At 57.4% G+C, this 24,203-nt stretch carries 21 protein-coding genes; 18 read left to right on the forward strand and 3 right to left on the reverse strand.

The window, feature by feature from the left end; all coding sequences use genetic code 11:
* Positions 1 to 9 precede the first annotated feature (9 nt).
* Complete coding sequence (gene map / locus G5367_RS17930; protein ID WP_216951883.1) at positions 10 to 798, reverse strand: type I methionyl aminopeptidase; 789 nt, start codon at positions 796 to 798, stop codon at positions 10 to 12.
* A 372-nt stretch (positions 799 to 1,170) separates the two neighbouring features.
* Here map and rpsB point away from each other — a divergent pair, with 372 nt between their 5' ends.
* The 17 genes from rpsB to accA all read left to right on the forward strand — a co-directional run bounded on the left by rpsB (position 1,171) and on the right by accA (position 20,436).
* Positions 1,171 to 1,899, forward strand: a complete 729-nt coding sequence (rpsB, locus tag G5367_RS17935; protein WP_005343780.1) for a 30S ribosomal protein S2 — start codon at positions 1,171 to 1,173, stop codon at positions 1,897 to 1,899.
* Between the two features lie 104 nt (positions 1,900 to 2,003).
* The gene (tsf, locus tag G5367_RS17940) at positions 2,004 to 2,885 is read left to right on the forward strand and encodes a translation elongation factor Ts (RefSeq protein ID WP_005343781.1); all 882 of its coding nucleotides are present in this window, start codon (positions 2,004 to 2,006) and stop codon (positions 2,883 to 2,885) included.
* 71 nt (positions 2,886 to 2,956) lie between these two features.
* Positions 2,957 to 3,691 (forward strand): UMP kinase, encoded by a 735-nt coding sequence (gene pyrH, locus G5367_RS17945; RefSeq protein ID WP_005343782.1) that lies wholly within the window; start codon positions 2,957 to 2,959, stop codon positions 3,689 to 3,691.
* A 48-nt stretch (positions 3,692 to 3,739) separates the two neighbouring features.
* Positions 3,740 to 4,297: a ribosome recycling factor gene (gene frr, locus G5367_RS17950; RefSeq protein WP_005343783.1), complete on the forward strand. Its 558-nt coding sequence runs from the start codon at positions 3,740 to 3,742 to the stop codon at positions 4,295 to 4,297.
* A gap of 72 nt (positions 4,298 to 4,369) precedes the next feature.
* Positions 4,370 to 5,146 (forward strand): polyprenyl diphosphate synthase, encoded by a 777-nt coding sequence (gene uppS / locus G5367_RS17955; RefSeq protein ID WP_005343784.1) that lies wholly within the window; start codon positions 4,370 to 4,372, stop codon positions 5,144 to 5,146.
* A gap of 27 nt (positions 5,147 to 5,173) precedes the next feature.
* Positions 5,174 to 6,031, forward strand: coding sequence for a phosphatidate cytidylyltransferase (locus tag G5367_RS17960; protein ID WP_041234088.1), 858 nt, complete (start codon positions 5,174 to 5,176; stop codon positions 6,029 to 6,031).
* Positions 6,031 to 7,224, forward strand: coding sequence for a 1-deoxy-D-xylulose-5-phosphate reductoisomerase (gene ispC / locus G5367_RS17965; protein WP_005343786.1), 1,194 nt, complete (start codon positions 6,031 to 6,033; stop codon positions 7,222 to 7,224). The genes G5367_RS17960 and ispC overlap by 1 nt, the downstream gene beginning before the upstream one ends.
* Positions 7,224 to 8,576 carry a sigma E protease regulator RseP gene (rseP, locus tag G5367_RS17970; RefSeq protein ID WP_421244714.1) on the forward strand — a complete coding sequence of 451 codons (1,353 nt, stop codon included), beginning with the start codon at positions 7,224 to 7,226 and terminating at the stop codon, positions 8,574 to 8,576. The genes ispC and rseP overlap by 1 nt, the downstream gene beginning before the upstream one ends.
* Positions 8,577 to 8,610: 34 nt before the next feature.
* Positions 8,611 to 11,142: an outer membrane protein assembly factor BamA gene (gene bamA / locus G5367_RS17975; RefSeq protein WP_216979324.1), complete on the forward strand. Its 2,532-nt coding sequence runs from the start codon at positions 8,611 to 8,613 to the stop codon at positions 11,140 to 11,142.
* A 149-nt stretch (positions 11,143 to 11,291) separates the two neighbouring features.
* Positions 11,292 to 11,804 (forward strand): OmpH family outer membrane protein, encoded by a 513-nt coding sequence (locus G5367_RS17980; protein ID WP_005338563.1) that lies wholly within the window; start codon positions 11,292 to 11,294, stop codon positions 11,802 to 11,804.
* 3 nt (positions 11,805 to 11,807) lie between these two features.
* Positions 11,808 to 12,827 carry a UDP-3-O-(3-hydroxymyristoyl)glucosamine N-acyltransferase gene (lpxD, locus tag G5367_RS17985; protein WP_005343790.1) on the forward strand — a complete coding sequence of 340 codons (1,020 nt, stop codon included), beginning with the start codon at positions 11,808 to 11,810 and terminating at the stop codon, positions 12,825 to 12,827.
* 24 nt (positions 12,828 to 12,851) lie between these two features.
* Positions 12,852 to 13,313, forward strand: coding sequence for a 3-hydroxyacyl-ACP dehydratase FabZ (gene fabZ, locus G5367_RS17990; protein WP_005338559.1), 462 nt, complete (start codon positions 12,852 to 12,854; stop codon positions 13,311 to 13,313).
* Positions 13,314 to 13,318: 5 nt separating this feature from the next.
* A complete protein-coding gene (lpxA, locus tag G5367_RS17995) occupies positions 13,319 to 14,110 on the forward strand; it encodes an acyl-ACP--UDP-N-acetylglucosamine O-acyltransferase (protein WP_216979323.1) in 792 nt (263 codons plus the stop codon).
* Positions 14,103 to 15,242 carry a lipid-A-disaccharide synthase gene (gene lpxB, locus G5367_RS18000; RefSeq protein WP_216979322.1) on the forward strand — a complete coding sequence of 380 codons (1,140 nt, stop codon included), beginning with the start codon at positions 14,103 to 14,105 and terminating at the stop codon, positions 15,240 to 15,242. Before lpxA ends, lpxB begins: the two co-directional genes overlap by 8 nt.
* 119 nt (positions 15,243 to 15,361) lie before the next feature.
* Complete coding sequence (gene rnhB, locus G5367_RS18005) at positions 15,362 to 15,952, forward strand: ribonuclease HII (RefSeq protein WP_227341172.1); 591 nt, start codon at positions 15,362 to 15,364, stop codon at positions 15,950 to 15,952.
* Between the two features lie 38 nt (positions 15,953 to 15,990).
* Positions 15,991 to 19,470 carry a DNA polymerase III subunit alpha gene (gene dnaE, locus G5367_RS18010; RefSeq protein ID WP_421244713.1) on the forward strand — a complete coding sequence of 1,160 codons (3,480 nt, stop codon included), beginning with the start codon at positions 15,991 to 15,993 and terminating at the stop codon, positions 19,468 to 19,470.
* Between the two features lie 15 nt (positions 19,471 to 19,485).
* Complete coding sequence (accA, locus tag G5367_RS18015; RefSeq protein WP_005343800.1) at positions 19,486 to 20,436, forward strand: acetyl-CoA carboxylase carboxyl transferase subunit alpha; 951 nt, start codon at positions 19,486 to 19,488, stop codon at positions 20,434 to 20,436.
* Positions 20,437 to 20,724: 288 nt separating this feature from the next.
* On the opposite strand, the gene G5367_RS18020 is transcribed toward accA, so the two are convergent.
* Both G5367_RS18020 and tal read right to left on the reverse strand, forming a co-directional pair.
* Positions 20,725 to 20,907, reverse strand: a complete 183-nt coding sequence (locus tag G5367_RS18020; protein WP_337072520.1) for a DUF3545 family protein — start codon at positions 20,905 to 20,907, stop codon at positions 20,725 to 20,727.
* Positions 20,908 to 21,066: 159 nt separating this feature from the next.
* Positions 21,067 to 22,017 (reverse strand): transaldolase, encoded by a 951-nt coding sequence (gene tal / locus G5367_RS18025; protein ID WP_139443195.1) that lies wholly within the window; start codon positions 22,015 to 22,017, stop codon positions 21,067 to 21,069.
* A gap of 701 nt (positions 22,018 to 22,718) precedes the next feature.
* Between tal and G5367_RS18030 the strand changes: the two genes are divergently transcribed.
* A complete protein-coding gene (locus G5367_RS18030) occupies positions 22,719 to 24,149 on the forward strand; it encodes an alanine/glycine:cation symporter family protein (RefSeq protein WP_041234090.1) in 1,431 nt (476 codons plus the stop codon).
* Positions 24,150 to 24,203: the final 54 nt, after the last annotated feature.

Genomic DNA, 24,203 nt, shown 5'->3' on the forward strand with positions numbered 1-24,203 from the left:
GGTTCGATGTTAGCTGTGTTTGATGAAGCGGTCGATAGTGTCGTCCGGGCGCAGGGTGAGTACCTCGCAGCCATCCTCGGTCACCAGCAGGGTGTGTTCCCACTGGGCGGAGTCGCCGCCATCCTTGGTGGTCACGGTCCAGCCATCCTTCGGATTGACCTTGCAGTGATACTTCTTGCTGTTGACCATCGGCTCGATGGTGAAGCACATGCCTGCTTTCAGCTCCAGCTTGCCACTGTTGCGGTAGTGCAGGATCTGCGGCTCTTCGTGGAACTCGGCACCGATGCCGTGGCCGCAGTAGTCACGCACCACGGAGAAGCCGGCCTTCTCGACGATGGGCTGGATCACGGCGCCAATTTCGGTGATGCAGGCACCCGGACGCACCTTCTTGATGGCAGCGTAGAGGCTCTCTTGCGCAACCTTGCAGAGCTGGCGGCGCAGCGGGGTGGTTTCCCCCACGATGAACATGGCCGAGGTATCGCCGTGGTAGCCATCCTTGATAACGGTGATGTCGAGGTTGATGATATCGCCATCACGCAGCTTCTTGTGGTTCGGGATGCCGTGGCAGATCACATCGTTCACCGAGGTACAGATGGATTTCGGGAAACCGTGATAGTTGAGCGGGGCCGGGATGGCCTGCTGCACGTCGACAATATAGTTGTGGCAGAGGGTGTTCAGTTCGTCAGTGGTGACGCCAGCTTTGACATGGGGCGCAATCATGACCAGCACATCGGCGGCCAATTGGCCGGCAACGCGCATCTTTTCAATCTCTTCCGGTGTCTTGATTTTAATGGACATGGGATCTCTCTTGCGGCCTGCCGCTGGGCCTGCGAGGGCAGACAGGACAGGTAATGAAAAATAGATGCGTTTGCAATCAGGCCAAAATTTTATCCGCAACCCCCGCGTACTTCCAGTGTGATTGTCATCACAGCGTCAAATGGCAGTCGCAACCTCCTTTGGAGGGATCCAGATTTACACCTGTTTAGAGTGTCGGCCGGTGGTGTCCGGAACAAAGTTATGGTATAAAGCGCGCCGGAATGGGGAACTTGCGTCCACCATTTCATCACCCTTACTTAAACAACACACACACATCGACACATATGCCGGGGTGCCTTAACGGGTCGGTTATATGGGATGTGTGGAGGCCTAACCCCAATACAGAGGTATAAAATGGCTAAAGTTTCTATGCGCGACATGCTGCAAGCCGGCGTTCACTTCGGTCACCAGACTCGTTACTGGAACCCGAAAATGAAATCCTACATCTTCGGTGCCCGCAGCAAAGTTCACATCATCAACCTGGAAAAAACCGTTCCGATGTTTGACGATGCCATGAACTTCATCAGCTCCGTAGCTGCCAAGAAAGGCAAGGTACTGTTCGTAGGTACCAAGCGTGCCGCGTCTGAAGCCGTAAAAGAAGCCGCTGAGCGTTGCGACCAGTTCTATGTTAACCACCGCTGGCTGGGCGGCATGCTGACCAACTGGAAAACCGTTCGTCAGTCCATCAAGCGCCTGAAAGATCTGGAAACCCAGAGCCAGGACGGTACCTTCGACAAGCTGACCAAGAAAGAGGCGCTGATGCGTACTCGCGAAATGGAAAAGCTGGAGAAGAGCCTGGGTGGTATCAAGAACATGGGCGGCCTGCCTGACGTTCTGTTCGTTGTCGATGCAGACCACGAGCACATCGCTATCAAAGAAGCCAACAACCTGGGTATCCCGGTAGTTTCCATCGTTGATACCAACTCCAACCCGGACGGCGTTGACTATGTCATCCCGGGTAACGACGACGCTATCCGTGCCGTACAGCTGTACCTGAATGCTGCTGCTGACACCGTACTGGAAGCTCGCGAGCAGGACATCGTTGTTCAAGCCGAACAAGATGGCTTCGTTGAAGCTGAGTAATTGATAAGGTCTGCAAAGCCCTTATTAACCAAGCTGATGTAATTGGTTAGCAGGGGCCCTTGTGGCCCCTGTTTCTTGTCAATTCAAGACCGAGGATACTGGACATGGCAAACATTTCTGCCGCCCTGGTAAAAGAACTGCGCGAGCGCACCGCCGCTGGCATGATGGATTGCAAAAAAGCACTGGAAGAGGCCAACGGCGATATCGAGCTGGCCATCGAGAACATGCGTAAATCCGGTCAGGCCAAAGCTGCCAAGAAAGCTGGCCGTATCGCTGCTGAAGGTGTGATCTTCGCCCGTACCGAAGGCAACGTTGCTGTCATGATCGAGCTGAACTGCGAGACTGACTTCGTTTCCAAGGATGCCGGTTTCCTGGCCATGGGTCAGAAGATCGTCGAGATCGCTGCTACCCAGAAGATCGCTGATGTTGACGCGCTGAAAGCCGCTGATTTCGGCAACGGCGAATCCGTCGAGCTGACCATCACCAACCTGATCGCCAAGATCGGTGAGAACATGAACCTGCGTCGCGTGATGCTGGTTGAAGGTGACAACCTGGGCACCTACGTTCACGGTTCCCGCATCGGTGTTATCACCAAGCTGACCGGTGGTTCCGACGAACTGGCTAAAGATCTGGCCATGCACGTTGCTGCCAACAGCCCGCAATTCGTCAAGCCTGAAGACGTATCTGCTGAAGTCGTTGCCAAAGAGCGCGAAATCCAGATCGACATCGCCATCAACTCCGGCAAGCCGAAAGAGATCGCCGAGAAGATGGTTGAAGGTCGCATGAAGAAGTTTACCGGTGAGGTTTCCCTGACTGGTCAGCCGTTCGTGAAAGATCCTTCCATGACTGTTGCCGAGCTGCTGAAGAAAGAAGGCGCTGACGTTGTCTCCTTCACCCGTTTCGAAGTGGGCGAGGGCATCGAGAAGCAAGAGACCGATTTCGCTGCTGAAGTTGCAGCTCAAATCGCGGCCGCTCAAAAGGCCTAATCGAACCGGTTTTTCCGTTTCCCCAGACCGCGACTTATGTCGCGGTCTTTATATGACCAGGAATCAGTGACATGAGTACCAATCCCAAACCTGCATACAGACGTGTTCTTCTGAAGTTGAGTGGTGAAGCCCTGCAAGGATCCGAGGGTTTCGGCATTGATCCGGCAGTGCTGGAGCGGATGGCCCAAGAGATCAAAGAGCTGGTTGAGCTGGGTGTTCAGGTCGGTCTGGTCATCGGTGGCGGCAACCTGTTCCGTGGTGCCGGTCTTGCCAAGGCGGGCATGAACCGCGTGGTGGGCGACCACATGGGTATGCTGGCAACCGTGATGAACGGTCTGGCCATGCGTGATGCCCTGCATCGTGCTTATGTGAATGCCCGTCTGATGTCTGCTATCTCCCTCCAGGGGGTCTGTGACTCCTACAGTTGGGCCGAGGCAATCAGCCAGCTGCGTGCTGGCAAGGTAGTGATCTTCTCTGCCGGTACTGGCAATCCCTTCTTTACTACCGACTCGGCAGCCTGCCTGCGCGGGATCGAGATCGAAGCCGACGTGGTGCTGAAAGCCACCAAGGTAGATGGTGTATACAACGAGGATCCGGTCAAAAATCCGGATGCCGTCCTGTACCACGAATTGAGTTATGATGAAGTTCTTGAAAAAGAGCTCAAGGTGATGGATCTTGCTGCCTTTACTCTGGCACGTGACCACGATCTGCCGATCCGCGTGTTCAACATGAACAAGCCGGGCGCCCTGCGCCGGGTTATCATGGGTGAGCCGGAAGGTACCCTGATCCATTACGTCAGCAAATAAAATAGATGCGAGCCGCATGGCGGCTCGTTCGCCAAAAGGAAAACCGCTGTGATCAACGAGATTAAAAACGACGCCAAGGAGCGCATGGGCAAGAGTGTCGAGTCACTCAAGACCCAGATGTCCAAGATCCGTACTGGCCGTGCTCACCCGAGCCTGCTCGACGGCATCCAGGTTGAGTACTACGGTGCGGCCACTCCGCTGAAACAGTTGGCCAACGTCGTGGCTGAAGATTCTCGCACCCTCTCCATCTCCGTCTTTGACCGTTCCATGATCCAGGCGGTCGAGAAGGCGATCCTGACCTCCGATCTGGGCCTGAACCCCTCCAGCAATGGCCAGTCCCTGCGGGTGCCGCTGCCGCCGCTGACTGAAGAGCGTCGCCGTGACCTGACCAAGGTTGTGCGTGGTGAAGCAGAAAATGCCCGTGTTGCCGTGCGCAACATTCGCCGCGATGCCAACGCTGATCTGAAAGCGCTGCTGAAAGAGAAAGAGATCTCAGAAGACGATGACCGTCGCGCCCAGGAAGAGATCCAGAAACTGACTGACTCCTACATCAAGCTGGTCGATGAGGCCCTTGCTGCAAAGGAGAAGGAGCTAATGGAAATCTAAGCGCCTGAAAGGTATATTACGAGCGCCGTGTAGTGCCCCTGCACGGCGCTTTTGTCTTTGTGGGAGAAAACCATGTCGCTTTTGGCTGCGTTGGGTGATTGTGCCAACTCGTCTTTACCCCGTCACGTCGCCATCATCATGGATGGCAATGGTCGCTGGGCACAGAACCGTGGCAAGATGCGGGTTTATGGTCATAAGGCTGGCGTCAAGTCAGTGCGCGAGGCCGTTACCTTTGCTGCGCGCGCCAAAATCGAGGCATTGACCCTGTTTGCATTCTCCAGCGAGAACTGGCGCCGCCCGGAAGGGGAGGTCAGCGCTTTGATGGAACTGTTCGTTACCGTGCTGGGCCGTGAGGTGAACAAACTTCACAGTCACGGGATCCGGCTCAAGGTAATTGGCGATACTGCTCGCTTCAGTGAGCGGTTGCAGGCCAAAATTGCCAAGGCAGAAGCCTTGACCGCCAATAACAAGGGATTGACCCTGAATATTGCGGCCAACTATGGTGGCCAGTGGGATATCGCTCAGGCTGCCCGCAAGCTGGCTAAAGCAGTGGCGGCCGGTGAACTGGCCGCTGACGACATTGATGAATCCATGTTGACCCGCGAGGTTTGCATGGCCGATCTGCCACCCGTGGACCTGTTGATCCGCACCGGTGGTGACCATCGCATCAGCAACTTTGTATTATGGCAGCTCGCCTATGCCGAGCTCTACTTTACCCCGGTGTTGTGGCCCGATTTCAACGAGGCCGAGTTCAGTGAGGCCGTTGCCTCCTTTGTTGCCCGCGAACGCCGCTTCGGCTGCACGGGTGAACAGATCCGGGAATTGATCGCCGAGCAGCAGACCGGCTAAACCCCGCTCCCAAGAGAGAGGTTTCTTTTGCTAAAACAACGAATTATTACTGCTTTGATGTTGATCCCCCTGGTATTGGGGGCGCTTTTCTTTCTGCCATTGAAGTTTTTTGCCCTGTTGGCTGCGCTGGTCTTTTTGCTGGCCAGCCGTGAATGGAGCGGCTTTGTCTCTGCCGCCCCGCAACAATGGTTACCCATCGTATTCTGCCTGTTGCTCGGGGCAAGCCTGTTCTGGTTGCCGGTGGAGCAGCTCTGGACTCCCCATCTGCATCCGCTGGTGATGGGCGTGCTCTGGACCGCGGTAAGCTGGTGGCTGCTGGGTCTGCTGCTGGTGCTGCGCTATCCCCAGAGCGCCAAGCTGTGGAAGGAGTCAATCTGGCTCAAGTCCCTGTTTGGTCTGGTGACCCTGGTTCCCTTCTTCTGGTCGCTGGTCGCCATTCGTGGTTACAACTTTTACCATGACCCCATGATGGGAGCCTGGATCCTGCTCTTCGTCATGGGGCTGGTCTGGGCGGCAGATTCTGGCGCGTATTTTTTTGGCAGGGCGTTTGGTAAACACAAGCTGGCACCGGCCGTCAGTCCGGGCAAAACCATTGAAGGGATGTGCGGTGGGCTCTTTACCGCCAGCCTGCTGGCCATCGGCGTCACCTGGTGGATGGGGTTTGTTCCTGCCAAGATGGTTATCGTGCTGTTCTGCTCCTTGCTGGCGGTGCTTGCTTCGGTACTCGGCGATCTGACCGAGAGTATGTTCAAGCGTGAAGCGGGAATCAAGGACTCCGGCACCCTGCTGCCAGGTCATGGTGGGGTGCTAGATCGGATTGATAGTCTGACTGCTGCTCTGCCAGTGTTTCTCCTCAGTTATCTGCTACTCAGTCAGGAGTTTTGATGCGCAACCTGGTTATTCTGGGGGCTTCCGGCTCCATCGGTCAGAGTACCCTGAAGGTGCTGCGCCACAATCCGGGCAGTTGGCAAGTGCTGGCGTTGACCGCTGCCCGCAACGTGAATGCCATGTTGCGGGACAGCCTCGAATTCTCTCCCCGTTTTGCCGTGATGGTCGATGAGGATGCCGCCCGTGAACTGACTGTCCGCCTGAAAGCGCACGGCAGTGCCACCCGAGTGCTTTGTGGTGCTCAAGCACTGTGCGAAGTAGCCGCTCATCCCGATGCCCATAGCGTGATGGCAGCCATCGTTGGTGCGGCAGGCCTGGCCCCGACCATGGCTGCGGTGCGCGCCGGCAAGCGCATTCTGTTGGCCAACAAGGAGGCGCTGGTAATGTCCGGTGCTTTCTTCATGGAGGCCGTGCGCGAGCATGGCGCCGAGCTGCTGCCCATCGACAGCGAGCACAATGCCATCTTCCAGTGTTTGCCGACCGCTGTGCAGCGTCAGCCCGGCTTTTGCGATCTGGCGGCGGCAGGGATCAGCAAGATTTTGCTTACCGGTTCCGGCGGCCCGTTCCGTTACACCGAGATCAGCGAGCTGGCCAAGGTGACGCCGGCGCAAGCCATCGCGCATCCCAACTGGTCGATGGGGGCCAAGATTTCGGTCGACTCCGCCACCATGATCAATAAGGGTCTGGAGTACATCGAGGCGCGCTGGTTGTTCAATGCGGCCCCCGAGCAGATCCAGGTGGTGATCCACCCGCAGTCTGTGATCCACTCCATGGTGCAGTATAAGGATGGCTCCGTGCTGGCCCAGCTTGGCAATCCGGATATGTGTACCCCCATCGCTCATGCGCTGGCTTATCCCAATCGCATCCCCTCCAGTGTGGAACCTTTGGATTTCTTCAGTGTCGGAGAGTTCAGCTTTATCCGGCCTGATTACGAACGCTACCCCTGTCTGGCGCTGGCCATCAATGCCTGCCAGAAGGGACAAGCGGCGACCACTGCGCTCAATGCAGCCAACGAGGAGGCGGTTGCCGCCTTCCTGGCCGGGCGCATCGGCTTTATGGATATTGCCCGGATCAACGAGGCTGTGATGCTGGCGCTGGAGAGCAGCGCCGTCGGCTCGCTCGATGATCTGTTTGCCCTGGACGGTGCGGCAAGAGCCCGTGCTCACACTTTGATTGAGGAGCTTGGCTGATGGGTGGTGTGTTGTGGAATATCGGCGCCTTTGTCGTTGCGCTGGGCCTGCTGGTCGCAGTGCACGAGTTTGGCCACTTCTGGGTGGCCCGTCGTTGTGGCGTCAAGGTTGAGCGTTTCTCCATCGGTTTTGGCAAGGCCATCTGGCGCCGGATGGGCAAGGATGGCACCGAGTACGTGCTGGCCCTGATCCCCCTCGGCGGTTACGTCAAGATGCTGGACGGCCGGGTGGACGAGCTCAAGCCCGGTGACGAGCAGTACGCTTTCAATCACAAGAGTGTCTGGGCGCGGATGGCAATCGTGGCTGCCGGTCCCATGGCCAACTTCGTGTTTGCTCTGGTTGCCCTCTGGTTGATGTTTATCATCGGGGTGCCAAGCGTCAAGCCGGTGATAGGTGAAGTGCGTCCGGCATCCATCGTGGCCGAGGCGGGTGTGCTGCCCGGGATGGAGATTGTCGGGGTCGGCGATGAACAGACTGGTGACTGGGAAAGCGTCACCTACGCCCTTATCAGCCATTTGGGTGACGATGCAGTCACCCTCAAGGTGCAAGCGCCCAATACCAGCTATGCCACTGACAAAACCTTGTCGCTGACCGGCTGGACCTTCGATCCGGATAAAGAGTCGCCCATCGGGAGTCTGGGGATCGTTCCCCTGAGTGGTAAAGTGCTGCCAGTCGTGGCTGCCGTGGTGGCCAAGAGTGCCAGTGAAAAGGCGGGGCTGCAGGTTGGTGACCGTATCAAACAGGTCGGCGATCAGCCAATCACCGCCTGGACCCAGTTTGTCGAGCTGGTGCAGCAGGCACCGGGCGAACCTCTGCAAGTGGTGGTTGAGCGCAACAACAGTGATCTCAACGTGACTCTGACCCCGGATAGTCGCAAGGTGCAGGGTAAGCTGGTTGGATTCGTCGGTCTCTCGCCGCAACTGGTTCCATTACCGGATGAATATCGAATTCTGTTACAGTATGGGCCTTTGCAAGCGCTGTGGCAGGGGGCCGACAAGACCTGGAGCCTGATCACGCTCACCTTTGACATGATTGGCAAGTTGATCGGTGGCATCGTGTCGCTGGACAACCTGAGTGGCCCCATCTCCATTGCCAAGGGCGCCGGCAGCAGTGCCGACTATGGTCTGGTCTATTTCTTGAGTTTTCTGGCGCTGATCAGCGTCAACCTGGGAATTATCAATCTGTTCCCCCTGCCGGTGCTCGATGGTGGCCATCTGGTCTATTTCCTGATCGAAGCGGTCACCGGCAAGCCGGTATCAGAGAAAATACAGGAAGTGGGTTTCAGGATCGGCGCCGCCATTCTGATGTTATTGATGGGCATTGCGCTGTTTAACGATTTCGCTCGCCTCTGAGGCCAGAGCATCAACAAGGACACATAAGAACAAAATGGCTGTTAAAAAAGCATTGGTGTTGAGTTGCCTGCTGGGTGCCAGTTTCCTGGCCCAGGCGGCCCCTGCCTCTTTTGTGGTGCAAGATATCCAGGTCGAAGGTCTGCAACGGGTGACCCTGGGTGCCGCACTGTTGAACCTGCCGATCCGGGTCGGTGATACCGTCGATTCCGTGGCGCTGGCCAGTGCCATCAAGAAGCTTTACGCCTCGGGCAACTTTGAGGATGTGAAGGTTTACCGTGACGGCCAGGTGCTGCAGGTGATGGTCAAGGAGCGTCCGACCATCTCCAGCATCGAATTTTCTGGCAACAAGGATATCAAGGAAGAACAACTGACCCAGAGTCTGGAGTCTTCCGGTATCCGTGTCGGCGACCCGCTGGATCGCACCGTACTGACCTCCCTCGAAAAGGGGTTGGAAGATTTCTACTATGGCGTGGGTAAATACTCTGCCAAGGTCAAGGCCATTGTCACCCCGTTGCCGCGCAACCGGGTTGATCTGAAGTTTACCTTTGTCGAAGGTCAGGCTGCAAAAATCCAGCAGATCAACATCGTCGGTAATAGCGTCTTCCCGGAAGAGAAGCTGCTGGCCCAACTCTCCCTCCGTGACGAAGTACCCTGGTGGAACTTCACCGCCGATCAGCGTTACCAGAAGCAGAAGCTGGCCGGTGATATCGAAACGCTGCGCTCCTACTACATGGATCGCGGCTACATCCGCTTCCAGCAGGAGTCCACCCAGGTCTCCATGACCCCGGACAAGAAGGGAGTCTATGTCACCCTCAACATCAAGGAAGGGGATCAGTACAAGGTCTCCGGTGTCCAGCTCAAGGGCGACCTGATTGATCGCGGTGGCGAGATGAAGGGGTTGATCCCGATCGCTGCTGGCAGCACCTACTCCGCCAGCCAGGTGACTCACACCGAAGAAGTGCTCTCCAAGTTCCTTGGTCGTTACGGCTACGCCTATCCGAAAGTGGTCACCTTCCCGCAGGTCAATGACAAGACCAAGGAAGTTGAGCTGATCGTCAACGTAGAGCCTGGCCCCCGTGTCTATGTGCGCAACATCAACTTCAGCGGTAACGCCACCACTGAGGATCAGGTGCTGCGTCGCGAGATGCGCCAGATGGAGGGCACCTGGCTCTCCTCCGACAACATCGAACAGTCCAAGAGCCGCCTCAATCGCCTTGGCTACTTCGAGAGCGTCGAAGTGGACACCAAGCGGGTGCCGGGCAACGATGACCTGGTTGATCTCGACTTCAAGGTCAAGGAGCAGCCTGCAGGTTCCATCAACGCCGGTATCGGTTACGGTACCGAATCGGGTCTAAGCCTGCAGGCCGGGATCTCTCAGAATAACTTTATGGGGACCGGGAAGACGGTCTCCATCAACGCCAGTACCAACGACTACTCCAAGAACGTTGATCTGAGCTACAACGATCCCTACTTCACTGTGGACGGCGTTAGCCTGGGTGGGCGACTCTACTACAACCAGTTCCGTGCCGATGACGCCGATATCGTCGATTACGAGAACGAAACCATCGGTTTCCGTCTCTCCAGTGGCTTCCCGGTCAACGAGTTCAATCGACTTGACTTCAGTACCGGTATCGAGAGTACCAAACTGAGCCGCCCGTCGTTCAATGCCCAGAACTATCAGGAGTGTCTGAAAGACAACCCGGATACCAATGGCAACACCTACTGCTGGGATCAGTGGAACGATAATCGCCAGTCGGTGCAGATGGATCAGTTCTGGAATATCTACTCCCAGGACGGCTCCAACCTCGACTTCGTCACCGTCGATATGACCGCAGGCTGGACCCGTTCCACCCTGAACAAGGGGATGTTCCCGACCTCTGGTGATCGTCAGCGTATCAACGCCAAGGTGACCGTGCCGGGCATGGAGTTGCAGTACTACAAGCTCTCCGCCGAAGATGCCCACTACTTCCCGCTCGATGCAGATCACAGCTGGGTAGTGATCGGCAAGGGGCGGGTCTCCTACGGCAATGGTTATGGTGATGACAGCATGCTGCCGTTTTTCGAGAACTACTATGCCGGTGGTTTCGATACGGTACGTGGCTTCAAGAGCAATACCATTGGTCCCAAGGCCATCTACAAAACTTACAACAAGCCGGGCTCTGGCAGCTGTACCGGCAATCAGCCATGCGAGACCGGTTATTACGAAGGTTCCGACACCTCGGTGGGTGGTAACGCACTGGCGGTGGCCTCGTTCGAACTGGTCTTCCCGACCCCGTTCGTCTCCGAGACCTATCGTCCGCAGATCCGGACCACGGCATTTGTTGATGCGGGTACCGTCTGGAGCACCGATTTTGCCAATGGTGCCTACCCCTGTGCTGCCGGTTCGGATTGCAACTATTTGAGTCAGGACTACTCCAATCCGGGTAATATCCGTGTCTCTGCAGGTGTCTCCTTGCAGTGGCTCTCACCGATGGGACCGCTGGTGTTCGCCCTGGCCAAGCCAATCAAGAAATACGAAGGGGATCGTACCGAAGTCTTCTCCTTCAACATCGGTCGTACTTTCTAAGCAGAATATCGCCCCCACCCATGCGGTGGGGGTCTTCAATGATGGGACGCGCGGTATGCGTGCCTCACCAGGTAACAAGACGGTGTCAATGCCGCTTGCATAATCGGGTAAATCAGGTAGCCCTCGCCATGAGGGAACAAGGAGTAAGTGTGAATAAAGCGTTGAAAGTAGCTGGTTTGAGCTTTGCACTGATGGCTGCCGGCATGGGTTCTGCCTTCGCTGAGACCAAGATCGCCGTGGTTGATATGGGCGAAGTCTTCCAAAAGCTGCCCCAGCGTGAAGCCGTTGCAGCCAAGCTGAAAGGCGAATTCGAGCCGCGCATGCGTGAGCTGCAGAAGCTGGAACAGGAAGGCCAGAAGCTGGTCGAGAAGTTCCGTAAGGATGAAGCCTTCATGAGCGCCGAGCAGAAGAAGCAGAACCAGGAGAAACTGGCCAAGCTGCAGATGGAGTTCAATCAGAAGCGTCAAGCCTTTGAGCAGGACAACGGCCGCCGTCAGTCCGAAGAACGCAACAAGATCCTGACCAAAGTGCAGGCTGCCATCGATTCCATCGCCAAGAGCAATGGTTACGATCTGGTGCTGGAGCGCAATGCCGCCCCGTATGCCGCCAGCAAGCTGGACATCTCCGGCCAGGTTATTTCTCAGGTAAGCAAGAGCAACTAATTGATGGCATTCACTCTCGCACAGCTGGCCCAGCAACTGGGGGCCCAGGTCCATGGCGACGGAACCCTGGAAATCCGCAAGGTAGCGACACTGGAAAAGGCCGGGGAGGGTGAGATTACCTTCCTGTCCAACAAGAAGTACCGCTCTTATCTGGAGCAGAGCAAGGCGACTGCCGTGCTCATCACAGAGGCGGATCTCCCTTTCTGTCCCACCAATGCGCTGGTGCTCAAGGATCCCTACGTGGGTTTTGCCCGGGTAGCCCAACTGCTGGACACCACCCCGCAGCCGGCCATGGATATCCATCCGAGTGCCGTCATCGCGGCTGACGTGCAACTGGGCGAGAGAGTGGCCATCGGCGCCAATGCGGTGATCGAATCCGGTGTCGTGCTGGGTGATGATGTACGCATTGGCCCGGGCTGTTTTGTCGGCAAAAATACCCGGCTGGGAGCGCGCTCCCGGCTGTGGGCCAACGTCACCCTCTATCACAATGTTACCATGGGCACCGACTGTCTGGTTCAATCCGGCACAGTGATCGGGGCCGATGGTTTCGGTTATGCCAATGAACGTGGCGAGTGGATCAAGATCCCCCAGCTCGGCGGCGTGACCATTGGCAACCGGGTCGAGATCGGTGCCTGTACCACCATTGACCGCGGTGCGCTGGAAGATACCCGCATCGCTGACAACGTCATCATCGACAACCAGTGCCAGATCGCCCACAACGTTGAGATCGGCTACGGCACCGCCGTGGCGGGCTCCACCGTGATGGCTGGTAGTCTCAAGGTCGGCAAATACTGTATCATTGGCGGCGCTTCCGTCTTTAACGGGCATATGGAGATCTGCGACCAGGCCACCGTCACCGGTATGGCCATGGTGATGCGACCCATTACCGAGCCCGGTGTCTACTCTTCCGGCATCCCTCTGCAAACCAATAAAGAGTGGCGCAAGACCGCCGCCCGGGTGATGCGTATCGAAGAGATGCACAAGCGGTTAAGCAAGCTTGAGAAGAAGCTGGATCAAGAATAATCACGATTGGTATAGGGTACTGTTTTGACTACTGAAAAGAAGAGCCTGGGTATCCAGGAAATCATGGATCTGCTGCCCCACCGTTATCCGTTTCTGATGGTGGATCGTGTAGACGACTACGAGATCAGCGATGAGCGCAAAACCCTGCGTGCCATCAAGAACGTCTCGTTCAACGAGCCGATCTTCCAGGGGCACTTCCCGGCCAAGCCGGTGTTCCCGGGTGTGCTGATCCTGGAAGCGATGGCACAGGCCACCGGTATCCTGGCCTTTACCATGGTGGGCAAGCCGTCTCCCAACGAACTCTACTATTTTGCCTCAATCGACAATGCTCGCTTCAAGCGTCCAGTCGGCCCCGGTGACCAGCTGGTGCTCGACGTGGAGTTCCTGAAAGAGCGTCGCGGTATTGCCAAATTCACCGGAGTCGCTACCGTCGACGGTGAAGTGGTCTGTACCGCCGAGCTGATGTGCGCCAAACGCGAGGTTTAACACACGTGATCGACCAGACTGCCATCATTCACGATACTGCCATCGTCCATGAGTCTGCCGTGATCGGTAAAGGGGTTGAAATCGGCCCCTTTTCTGTCATCGGCGCCGAGGTGGAAATCGGTGACAACACCTGGGTAGGTTCCCATGTGGTGATCAAGGGCCCGACCAAGATTGGTCGTGGCAACAAGATCTTCCAGCACACCTCCATCGGTGAGGATTGTCAGGACAAGAAGTACGCCGGTGAGCGCACCTTCCTCGAAATTGGCGACAACAACGTCATTCGCGAGAACTGCACCTTCCACCGTGGCACCATTCAGGATCAATCCCTGACCAAGGTGGGCAGCGGAAACCTGTTCATGGTCAACGTCCACGTTGCCCACGACTGCATCATCGGTGACAACTGCATCTTCGCCAACAACGCCACCCTGGCGGGTCACGTGGTGATCGGTGACTTCGTGATCTTTGGGGGGCTCTCCGCCATTCACCAGTTCGGCCGCGTCGGTTCCCACGCCTTCGTCGGTGGCTGCGCCGCCCTCAACAAGGACGTGCCGCCTTATGTGATGGCCGCAGGAAACTACGCCAAGCCGTTCGGGGTCAACTCCGAAGGGCTGCGTCGCCGTGGTTTCAGCGCCGAGGCTATCTCTGCTGTCAAGCGCGCCTACAAAGAGATCTTCCGCTCTGGCAAGACCATCGAAGAGGTGCTGCCGGTGCTGATCGATATGGCGCAAGCCGAACCGGCCGTCCAGCTCTATGTGGACTTCCTCAAAGACAACGAGCGCGGGATCATCCGTGCCTGATCCGGTTCGCATCGGTATCGTCGCCGGAGAAGTATCCGGCGACATTCTGGCTGCCGGCCTGGTGCGGGAGCTGCAAGCCCGCTACCCGGACGCGCAGTTTGAAGGGATCGCCGGGCCGCGCATGCAGGCGCTGGGCGTCAAGGCGCTGTTCGAGATGGAAGAGCTCTCCGTCATGGGGATCACCGAGGTGCTTGGCCGTCTGCCGCGTATTCTCAAGGTCCGTCGCGAACTGCTGCGTCACTTTATTGCCAATCCGCCCGATATCTTCATCGGCGTGGATGCACCGGATTTCAATATCGGAGTGGAGCTGAAACTGCGCCGCGCCGGTATCAAGACGGTTCACTATGTCAGCCCCTCGGTGTGGGCCTGGCGCCAGAACCGCATTCACAAGATCAAGGCCGCTACCGACATGGTGCTCGCCTTCCTGCCCTTCGAGAAAGCCTTCTACGACCGCTTCGACGCCCCTTGCCGTTTTGTCGGTCATACCATGGCGGACGATATTCCATTGGTGCCGGATCAGGCCGCCGTGCGTCGCAATCTCGGTATCGATGCCAATCGCCGCTGGCTGGCGGTGCTGCCGGGCAGCCGCACCGCAGAAGTGGGCTTTATGTCCCCCCTGTTTCTCGAGGCCTGCAAGCACCTGACGGTGCGCTATCCGGATCTCGGTTTCATCGTGCCGCTGGTCAACCAGAAACGGCGCGAGCAATTCATGGCCATCAAGGCCGAGCTGGCGCCGGATCTCGAGATGGTGCTGCTGGAAGGGCAGGGGCGCGAGGCGATGATCGCTGCCGACGTGGTGATGCTGGCCTCTGGCACCGCGGCGCTCGAAGCCATGCTGGTGAAAAAGCCGATGGTGGTGGGCTACAAGCTCAAGCCCTTCAGCTACTGGCTGGCACAGCGACTGGTGAAGACTGAATTTGTCTCTCTGCCCAACCTGCTCGCGGGTCGCATGCTGGTGCCGGAACTGATCCAGCACGAGTGCACCCCGGAGAATCTGGTGGAAGAGGTGAGCAAGTACTTCGAGCACGACAACAGTGTGCTGGTCAACACCTTCACCGAGCTGCACCAGCTGATCCGCTGTAATGCCGACTCGCAGGCCGCCGACGCGGTGGTGGATCTGCTCGGCAGATAACGCTATTTCGGACCGTCGATTGCGCCGCGCTACCCGTTAATCCGTTTTCCGAGTGGTGATGTCGCGCCAGTCGACCCCTGTCAGGCCCCACGGGGCCTGTTTTGATTCAAGGCTACAAGATGATGATCGATATTCCTGACGACAAGCTGGTTGCCGGTGTGGATGAAGTGGGTCGCGGCCCGCTGGTGGGTGACGTGGTCACCGCCGCGGTCATTCTCGATCCCGCCAACCCGATTGTCGGACTGGCTGACTCCAAGAAGCTCTCCGAGAAGAAACGGCTGGCGCTATTTGACGAGATCAAAGAGAAAGCGCTCGCTTGGGCTATCGGTCGCGCCACTCCGGAAGAGATCGACGAGCTCAACATCCTGCATGCCACCATGCTGGCGATGCAGCGCGCCGTAGCAGGGCTGAAGGTGACGCCCGAGCTGGTCTTTATCGATGGCAACCGCTGCCCGGCATTGCCGATGGAATCGCGCGCCGTGGTCAAGGGTGATAGCCTGGTGGCCGCCATCAGTGCCGCTTCGATCCTTGCCAAGGTAACCCGCGATGCGGAGATGACCGAGCTGGACAGCCGTCATCCCGAGTATGGTTTTGCCCGCCACAAGGGGTATCCGACTGCTGAGCACCTCGCCATTCTGGCCGAGCGTGGCCCGCTGCCCGAATATCGCAAGAGCTTCAAACCGGTGCGCCGCGCACTGGGGATCGAGTAGACCATGCCATTTAGTTTGAGCAGCGAGAGGAGATGACGATGGCTGAACCCCGTTTTATCCACCTGCGAGTCCACTCCGACTTCTCCATGGTCGATGGCCTGCAGAAGATCAACCCCATCGTCGGGGCTGCAGCGGCCAACAACATGCCGGCGTTGGCGCTGACCGATCAGATGAACATGTGCGGTCTGGTGCGCTTCTATGGTGCTGCCCACGGCAAGGGGATCAAACCCATCGTCGGTGCCGACTTCTGGGTGCAGAGCGACGAGCTTGGCGACGAGCAGTTCCGCCTCACTCTGCTCGCTATGGACAACGACGGCTACCAGAACATCACCCTGCTTATCTCTCGCGGCTACCAGCGCGGCCACGTGCAGGGGCGCCCGGTTATCGACAAAAGCTGGCTCGCCGAGCATGCCAAGGGGGTGATCGTCCTCTCCGGCGGTCGTGAAGGGGATGTGGGCAAGTTCCTGCTCAAGGGTAACCGGCAGATGACCGAGCAGTGCCTCGCCTTCTACCAGACCCATTTCCCCGATGCCTACTACCTCGAGCTGCTGCGTACCGGTCGACCCGACGAAGAGGTCTATCTGCACATGGCAGTGGCCATTGCTACCGAGTTCGAGCTGCCAGTGGTCGCCACCAACGAGGTGGTGTTCCTTAACGCCGATGACTTCGACGCCCACGAGATCCGGGTGGCCATCCACGATGGCTATACCCTGATGGACAAACGCCGTCCCCGTCGCTACAGCCCCCAGCAGTACCTGCGCAGTCAGGAGGAGATGGCGGAGCTGTTTGCCGATATCCCCGAAGCGCTGGAAAACACGGTGGAGATCGCCAAGCGCTGCAACGTGACGGTGCGTCTCGGCGAATACTTCCTGCCCAACTTCCCGACCGGCGACATGACTACCGAAGATTTTCTGGTGGCCAAGTCGAAAGAGGGTCTGGAGGAGCGTCTCGAGTTCCTGTTCCCGGATCCGGCAGTGCGGGCCGAGCGTCGTCCCGAGTATGACGAGCGTCTCGACATCGAGCTGAAAGTGATCAACCAGATGGGCTTCCCGGGTTACTTCCTCATCGTGATGGAGTTTATCCAGTGGTCCAAGGACAACGGCATTCCCGTTGGTCCGGGCCGGGGCTCGGGGGCGGGCTCTCTGGTGGCGTACGCCCTCAAGATCACCGACCTCGATCCGCTGGAATTTGACCTGCTGTTCGAACGTTTCCTGAACCCGGAGCGGGTATCCATGCCCGACTTCGACGTCGACTTCTGCATGGACCGACGGGATGAAGTGATCGAGCACGTCTCCGAGATGTATGGCCGGGATGCGGTCTCCCAGATCATCACCTTCGGCAGCATGGCGGCCAAGGCGGTGGTGCGAGACGTTGGCCGGGTGCTGGGCCACGCTTACGGCTTTGTCGATCGCATCTCCAAGCTGATCCCGCCGGATCCGGGGATGACGCTGGCCAAGGCGTTCGAGGCCGAGCCCAAGCTACCCGAGCTTTACGAGCAGGATGAGGAGGTCAAAGACCTCATCGACATGGCCCGCCGCCTTGAAGGGGTGGTGCGCAACGCTGGTAAACACGCCGGTGGCGTGGTGATCGCGCCTACCAAGATCACCGACTTTGCGCCGCTCTACTGCGATGACGAAGGCCATCACCCGGTCACCCAGTTCGACAAGAACGATGTGGAATACGCCGGTCTGGTGAAGTTCGACTTCCTCGGTCTGCGAACGCTCACCATCATCGACTGGGCGCTCGGCATGATAAACCCGCGTCTTGCCAAAGAGGGCAAGCCGCCGGTGGACATCGCCGCCATCCCCATCGATGACAAGAAGTCGTTTGACCTGCTGCAGCGCTACGAGACCACAGCGGTATTCCAGCTGGAATCCCGCGGCATGAAGGATCTCATCAAGCGGCTGCGCCCCGACTGCTTCGAGGATATGATCGCACTGGTGGCCCTGTTCCGACCGGGCCCGCTCCAGTCAGGCATGGTGGATAACTTCATCGACCGCAAACACGGTAATGAAGCGATCTCCTATCCGGACGAGAAGTGGCAGCACGAGAGCCTGAAACCGATTCTTGAACCGACCTACGGCATCATCCTCTATCAGGAGCAGGTGATGCAGATTGCCCAGACCCTGGCAGGCTATACGCTGGGTGGCGCGGACATGTTGCGCCGGGCGATGGGTAAGAAAAAGCCCGAGGAGATGGCCAAGCAGCGGGCCGGTTTCGAGGAGGGCGCCATCAAGAATGGCGTCGACGGCGAGCTGGCGATGAAGATCTTCGATCTGGTGGAGAAGTTTGCCGGCTACGGCTTCAACAAATCCCACTCCGCCGCCTATGCGCTGGTCTCCTACCAGACCCTCTGGCTCAAGGCCCACTTCCCGGCCGAGTTCATGGCAGCGGTGATGACCGCCGATATGGACAACACCGACAAGATCGTAACCCTGGTGGACGAGTGCCAGCGGATGGGGCTGACGGTGATCCCGCCGGATGTGAACACCGGTCGCTATCGCTTCTCGGTCAACGAAGATGGTCATATCGTCTACGGCATCGGGGCGGTGAAGGGGGTTGGTGAAGGCCCCATCGATGCGATCTTGAGCGCCCGGGATCAGGACGGCCCGTTCCGCGACCTGTTCGACTTCTGCAACCGGGTCGACATCAAGAAGCTTAACAAGCGGGTGATGGAGAAGCTTATTCTCTCCGGCGCCATGGACCGGCTCGGCCCACACCGTGCCGCCTTGATGGCGACGCTGGAGGAGGCGATGCGTGCCGCCGAGCAGCACGCCAAGGCGCAGGCGGTGGGGCAGGTCGACATGTTTGGCGTGCTCACCGAAGAGATTGACGACGTCAAGAAGGCGTTTGCCAACGTGCCACACTGGCCTGACAAGGTGTGGCTGGAAGGGGAGCGCGAGACCCTCGGGCTCTATCTCACCGGTCACCCCATCAACCAGTACAGCAGCGAGTTGCGTCGTTATACCTCGGGTCGCCTGTGCGATCTGCACCCCACCTCCCGCGATACCGTGACCACGGCGGCTGGGCTGGTGATTGCCGCTCGCAGCATGGTGACCAAGCGTGGCAACAAAATGGGGATCTTCACCCTGGACGACCGTTCCGGTCGCCTCGATGTGACCCTGTTCAGTGAAGCGCTGGAAAAATATGAAGAATTGATGCAAAAAGACCGCATTTTGGTGGTTTCTGGACAGGTCAGCTTTGATGACTTCTCCGGTGGCCTTAAAATGTCGGCCCGGGAATTACTGGATATCAATGATGCGAGGGAGCGTTTTGCCAGAGCAATCCGCATCTCCCTCGATGAACAGCGTATCGATGATCGCTTTTTTCCGCGTTTGTGCGAGATTTTGGAGCCCGCCCGTGCCGGAGTCTGTCCGGTTCAGGTAAACTATCGTCGCCCCGGTTCCCGGGTGCGATTGACGCTCGGTACCGAGTGGCGGGTGACGCCCACCGATCAACTGTTAGATGACTTGCGCGTCCTGCTTGGACGAGAGCGGGTCGAGTTGGTTTTTGATTAGAGGTTCTAAGGCCCTATGAGTCTTTTTCTGGATTTTGAACAGCCGATTGCCGAGTTGCAGGCGCAGATTGATGAGCTCAAACATGTGAGTGAAGGCAATCACGCCGTGGATCTGAAAGACGAGATCCGCCGGCTGGAGAAGAAAAACGAAGAGCTGACCAAGAAGATCTTCGGTGATCTGGGGGCCTGGCAGGTATCCCAGATGGCGCGTCATCCCCAGCGCCCTTACACCCTCGATTATATCGAGCAGATCTTCACCGATTTCGACGAGCTGGCCGGTGATCGTGCCTATGCCGATGACAAGGCTATCGTCGGCGGTATTGCCCGTCTCGACGGCGAGCCGGTGATGGTGATTGGTCACCAGAAGGGTCGCGAGACCAAAGAGAAGATCAAGCGTAACTTCGGCATGCCGCGTCCGGAAGGGTACCGCAAGGCCCTGCGTCTGATGGAGATGGCCGAGCGTTTCAAGATGCCGATCATCACCTTTATCGACACCCCGGGCGCTTACCCCGGCGTCGGTGCCGAAGAGCGTGGCCAGTCCGAAGCGATTGCCCGCAACCTGAAAGTCATGGCCGGCCTGACCGTGCCGGTGGTCTGCACCGTAATCGGTGAAGGCGGCTCAGGTGGTGCGCTGGCTATCGGCGTGGGTGACCGCGTCAACATGCTGCAGTATTCCACCTACTCTGTCATCTCGCCGGAAGGGTGTGCCTCCATCCTGTGGAAGAGCGCCGAGAAGGCTTCTGTGGCTGCTGAAGCGATGGGTATCACTGCCCAGCGTTTGAAAGAGCTGAAACTCATCGACAACATCGTCGAAGAGCCGCTCGGCGGTGCCCACCGCGATGTGGAAAAGATGGCTAAAAACCTCAAGGCCCGCATCAAGCAGGATCTGGACGCTCTGCGTCCGCTTGATACCGAACAACTGCTGGAGCAGCGCTACCAGCGTCTGCTGGGCTACGGCTACTGCTAAGCTCGCAATCGTGAATCCCGAGATCCAGGCCCCCGTCATCGACGGGGGCTTTTTATTGCGGTTGATCTGCCATTCAGATGAGTGCCCCAACGCGCCCTGGAATGGCGCAGTTCAGTCTTCGCGAGTGAGGTGCATGGTTGGTATGCCATGCTGTTGGTGATGGCTGCCAGTAGCCTACAGCATCCTTTGGCATCGCTGGCGATGGCATGACAAGCCACGTGATCATCCGATTGCGGCATAAAAAAGCGCCCCGGATGTACGGGGCGCTTTTACAGGTATTAGGCAGTCTTACAGATCAATGTCGTCTGTCAGACCCTCGTAGGCGATATCAATGGATTGCAGCTCCTTCTGCAAACGGTGCTTGTCTTTCAGCGCTTCGATCTCGCGCCATTTACGTTTTTTTCCCGTTGTCCCGCGGCTACGTGAACCGAGTTCAACTACCTCGTCATAATCGAAGTTGAACATTTCCATGGCTCCCTCCTTGGCTTTTATCGTTTTCACCACCCGTATAACATAACGAATCTGAAATTAAAACGTTTTCGTGACGACTCTATGACTGCGCTAAAAAAGCCCATGAAAAAAACCGGGCCCCTTGGTAGGGGCCCGGTTTTTTTCATAAAAATTAATCGATTACAGGCGGCTTGCCAGCATGGTTTCCAGCTTGCCCTGGTCGATGGCAAACATGCGGATACCTTCGCCCAGCTTCTCGTGAGCCATGGCGTCCTGGTTCAGTTCCCAGCGGAATTCGGCCTCGGTCATCGGGGTCGGTTTGGCCTTGCGCTCACCGGTGTAGTCCAGTTTACGTACCACGGCCCCTTCGGTCTTGCTCAGCTCTTCCAGCAGGGCCGGGCCGATGGTCAGGCGGTCGCAACCAGCCAGTTCCAGGATCTCGCCAGTATTGCGGAAGCTGGCGCCCATCACCACGGTCGGGTAGTCGTGCTGCTTGTAGTAGTTGTAGATGGAGGTGACGGAGACCACGCCCGGATCTTCGCTGGCGGTGTAGTCACGGTTGTGCTTGGCCTTGTACCAGTCGAGGATGCGACCCACGAACGGGGAGATCAGGAAGGCACCTGCTTCGGCACAGGCACGGGCCTGGGCGAAGGAGAACAGCAGGGTCAGGTTGCACTGGATACCCTCTTTCTCCAGTACCTCGGCGGCACGGATCCCTTCCCAGGTGGAGGCCAGCTTGATCAGAATGCGGTCGTTGCTGATACCCGCTTCGTTGTAGAGACGGATCAGCTTGCGGGCCTTGGCGATGCTGGCTTCGGTATCGAAGGAGAGACGGGCATCCACTTCGGTAGAGATACGGCCCGGAACGATCTTCAGCACTTCCAGACCGATGTTGACGGCCAGCTTGTCGCCCGCGTCGATGATTTGCTGTGCCTTGTCCTGGCTCTGGGCTTTGGCCCATTTGATGGCGTCTTCGATCAGCGGAGCGTACTCGGGGATCTCGGAGGCCTTCAGAACCAGAGAGGGGTTGGTGGTGGCATCGATGGGCTGATAGCGTTTGATGGCTTCGATATCACCGGTGTCGGCAACAACAGTGGTCAGGGCTTTCAGCTGGGTTAATTTATCGGCCATAGCGAATATCATCTCTTAATGAGGGAGTAATCCCTGGGTTGCGGGCTTGAGACGGTGGTTCTGAAATAAAATTACAGGATCTTGGTGCCTCAGGCTCAGAAAAGCGCGATGGGGGCGGCCCATCGTCATTGCCTGCCTAATTAATACTGATGTGCTGCATCCTGCAATAGGGGCGCTTGGTTGTTAAACATTCAGGCTGTTGAGTTATCCCGTTTTATGGCGTGAAACTATATGATTAGTAAGGTTTTTTACATTTCCCTTCGACCTCGCTCCGGTTTGCTTTCAGCTGAACTTTTTTAGCCAATATCGATATTTGTGTCGTCGATCACATAAATTATCTCGCTACGTACTTGAAATTTAATTACAGAGAAAACGTTTGGCGAAATGTCGCCGTCTGAAAGCCATTTCATGCAAGCGTTTGCGTTTTCGGATAGCTCATCAGGGATATATCAAAATGGTTCTCTTATGGGGCTTAATGGTGGCCTGTCTGATTGAATTATTGAGTTTGTTGAAAGTTTGCGATTTAAATGGAGCTTTATGGGCTTTTACCGTTCGTTTTTTGTGTCTCGCGTGACCGGGATCACTATTCCGGGCTCTCCCGCTGTGCTAGATTCCGCCCCTTTAGCGAAACGCTAATTAAACGACAGACAGAAAACGGTCAGCGCAGACTGACCATGGATGTGAATAACAACGAGAGAATTATGGACACCTTGATTGCGATGCTAAACGACCTGATGTGGGGAGCCGTGCTCATCTACCTGCTCATCGGGGTCGGTATCTTTTTCACCTTCCGCCTGGGTTTTATCCAGATCCGTCACTTTGGCCACATGTTTTCCGTGCTGAAAAACAGTCGTAAATCGGACAACGCGGGCATCTCCTCCTTCCAGGCCCTCTGTACCAGCCTTGCCGCCCGTGTCGGCACCGGCAACCTGGCCGGTGTGGCTGTCGCTATCTATCTGGGTGGCCCCGGCGCCATCTTCTGGATGTGGCTGATTGCCTTTATCGGTATGGCGACCGCCTTCGTCGAAAGCACCCTGGCCCAGCTCTACAAGGTCAAGGATGAGGATGGCAACTACCGTGGTGGCCCGGCCTACTACATGGAGAAAGGCCTTGGCATGCGCTGGATGGGGGTGGTCTTCTCGCTCTGCCTGATCCTGGCATTTGGTCTGGTGTTCAACGCGGTGCAGGCCAACTCCATCAGTCTGGCGATGAAGGTGGCGTTTGGCATTCCTGACTGGGTCAGCGGTCTGGCGCTGGTGGCGCTCTCCGGCCTGATTATCTTCGGCGGCATTCGTGGCATTGCCCGTTTTGCCGAGCTGGTGGTGCCCTTTATGGCACTGGCCTACATCCTGCTGGCGCTGGTGATAGTAGCGATGAACATCACCGAGTTGCCCCATGTCTTCATGCTGATCATCAAGTCTGCCTTCGGGATTGAGCAGGCAGGCTCGGGTGCGCTGGGTTATGCCATCTCCCAGGCGATGATCAACGGTATCAAGCGCGGTCTCTTCTCCAACGAAGCGGGGATGGGTTCTGCACCCAACGCGGCGGCGACTGCCACCCCCTATCCGCCGCACCCGGCCTCTCAGGGCTATGTACAGATGCTGGGGGTCTTTATGGACACCATCGTCATCTGCAGCTGTACCGCCGCCATCATCCTGATGTCCGGTCAGTTTGAGCCGGGCTCCGGTGTGACCGGTGTCGAGCTGACCCAGCGTGCGCTCTCTTCCCAGATTGGCAGTGGAGGCAACATCTTTATCGCGGCAGCCATCTTCTTCTTCGCCTTCACTTCTATCGTGGCCAACTACTCCTATGCCGAAACCAATCTGGTGTTCCTCGAGCACAACCACAAGGGCGGCCTGATGCTGTTCCGGATGTTTGTGCTGGGCATGGTGATGTTCGGCTCTGTGGGCGAGTTACCCACTGTCTGGGCCATGGCGGATGTTTCCATGGGACTGATGGCCATCGTCAACCTGGTGGCGATCCTGCTGCTCTCCGGCGTAGCCATCAAGCTGGCGAAGGATTACAACGACCAGCTCAAGCTGGGCAAGGTGCCCACCTTTGATGCCAACAAGTACCCGGAGATCCGCTCCCAGCTGGAAGAGGGAATTTGGGACAATCCGACCAAAAAATAACAAGCGGTGAGTCAAACCTCTTGATTAAAACCTGAGGGGGGAGCCAGTGACTCC

Origin of the sequence: Aeromonas sp. 604282 (assembly GCF_049170575.1) — a bacterium.
GTDB classification, from domain to species: Bacteria; Pseudomonadota; Gammaproteobacteria; order Enterobacterales; family Aeromonadaceae; genus Aeromonas; species Aeromonas veronii_A.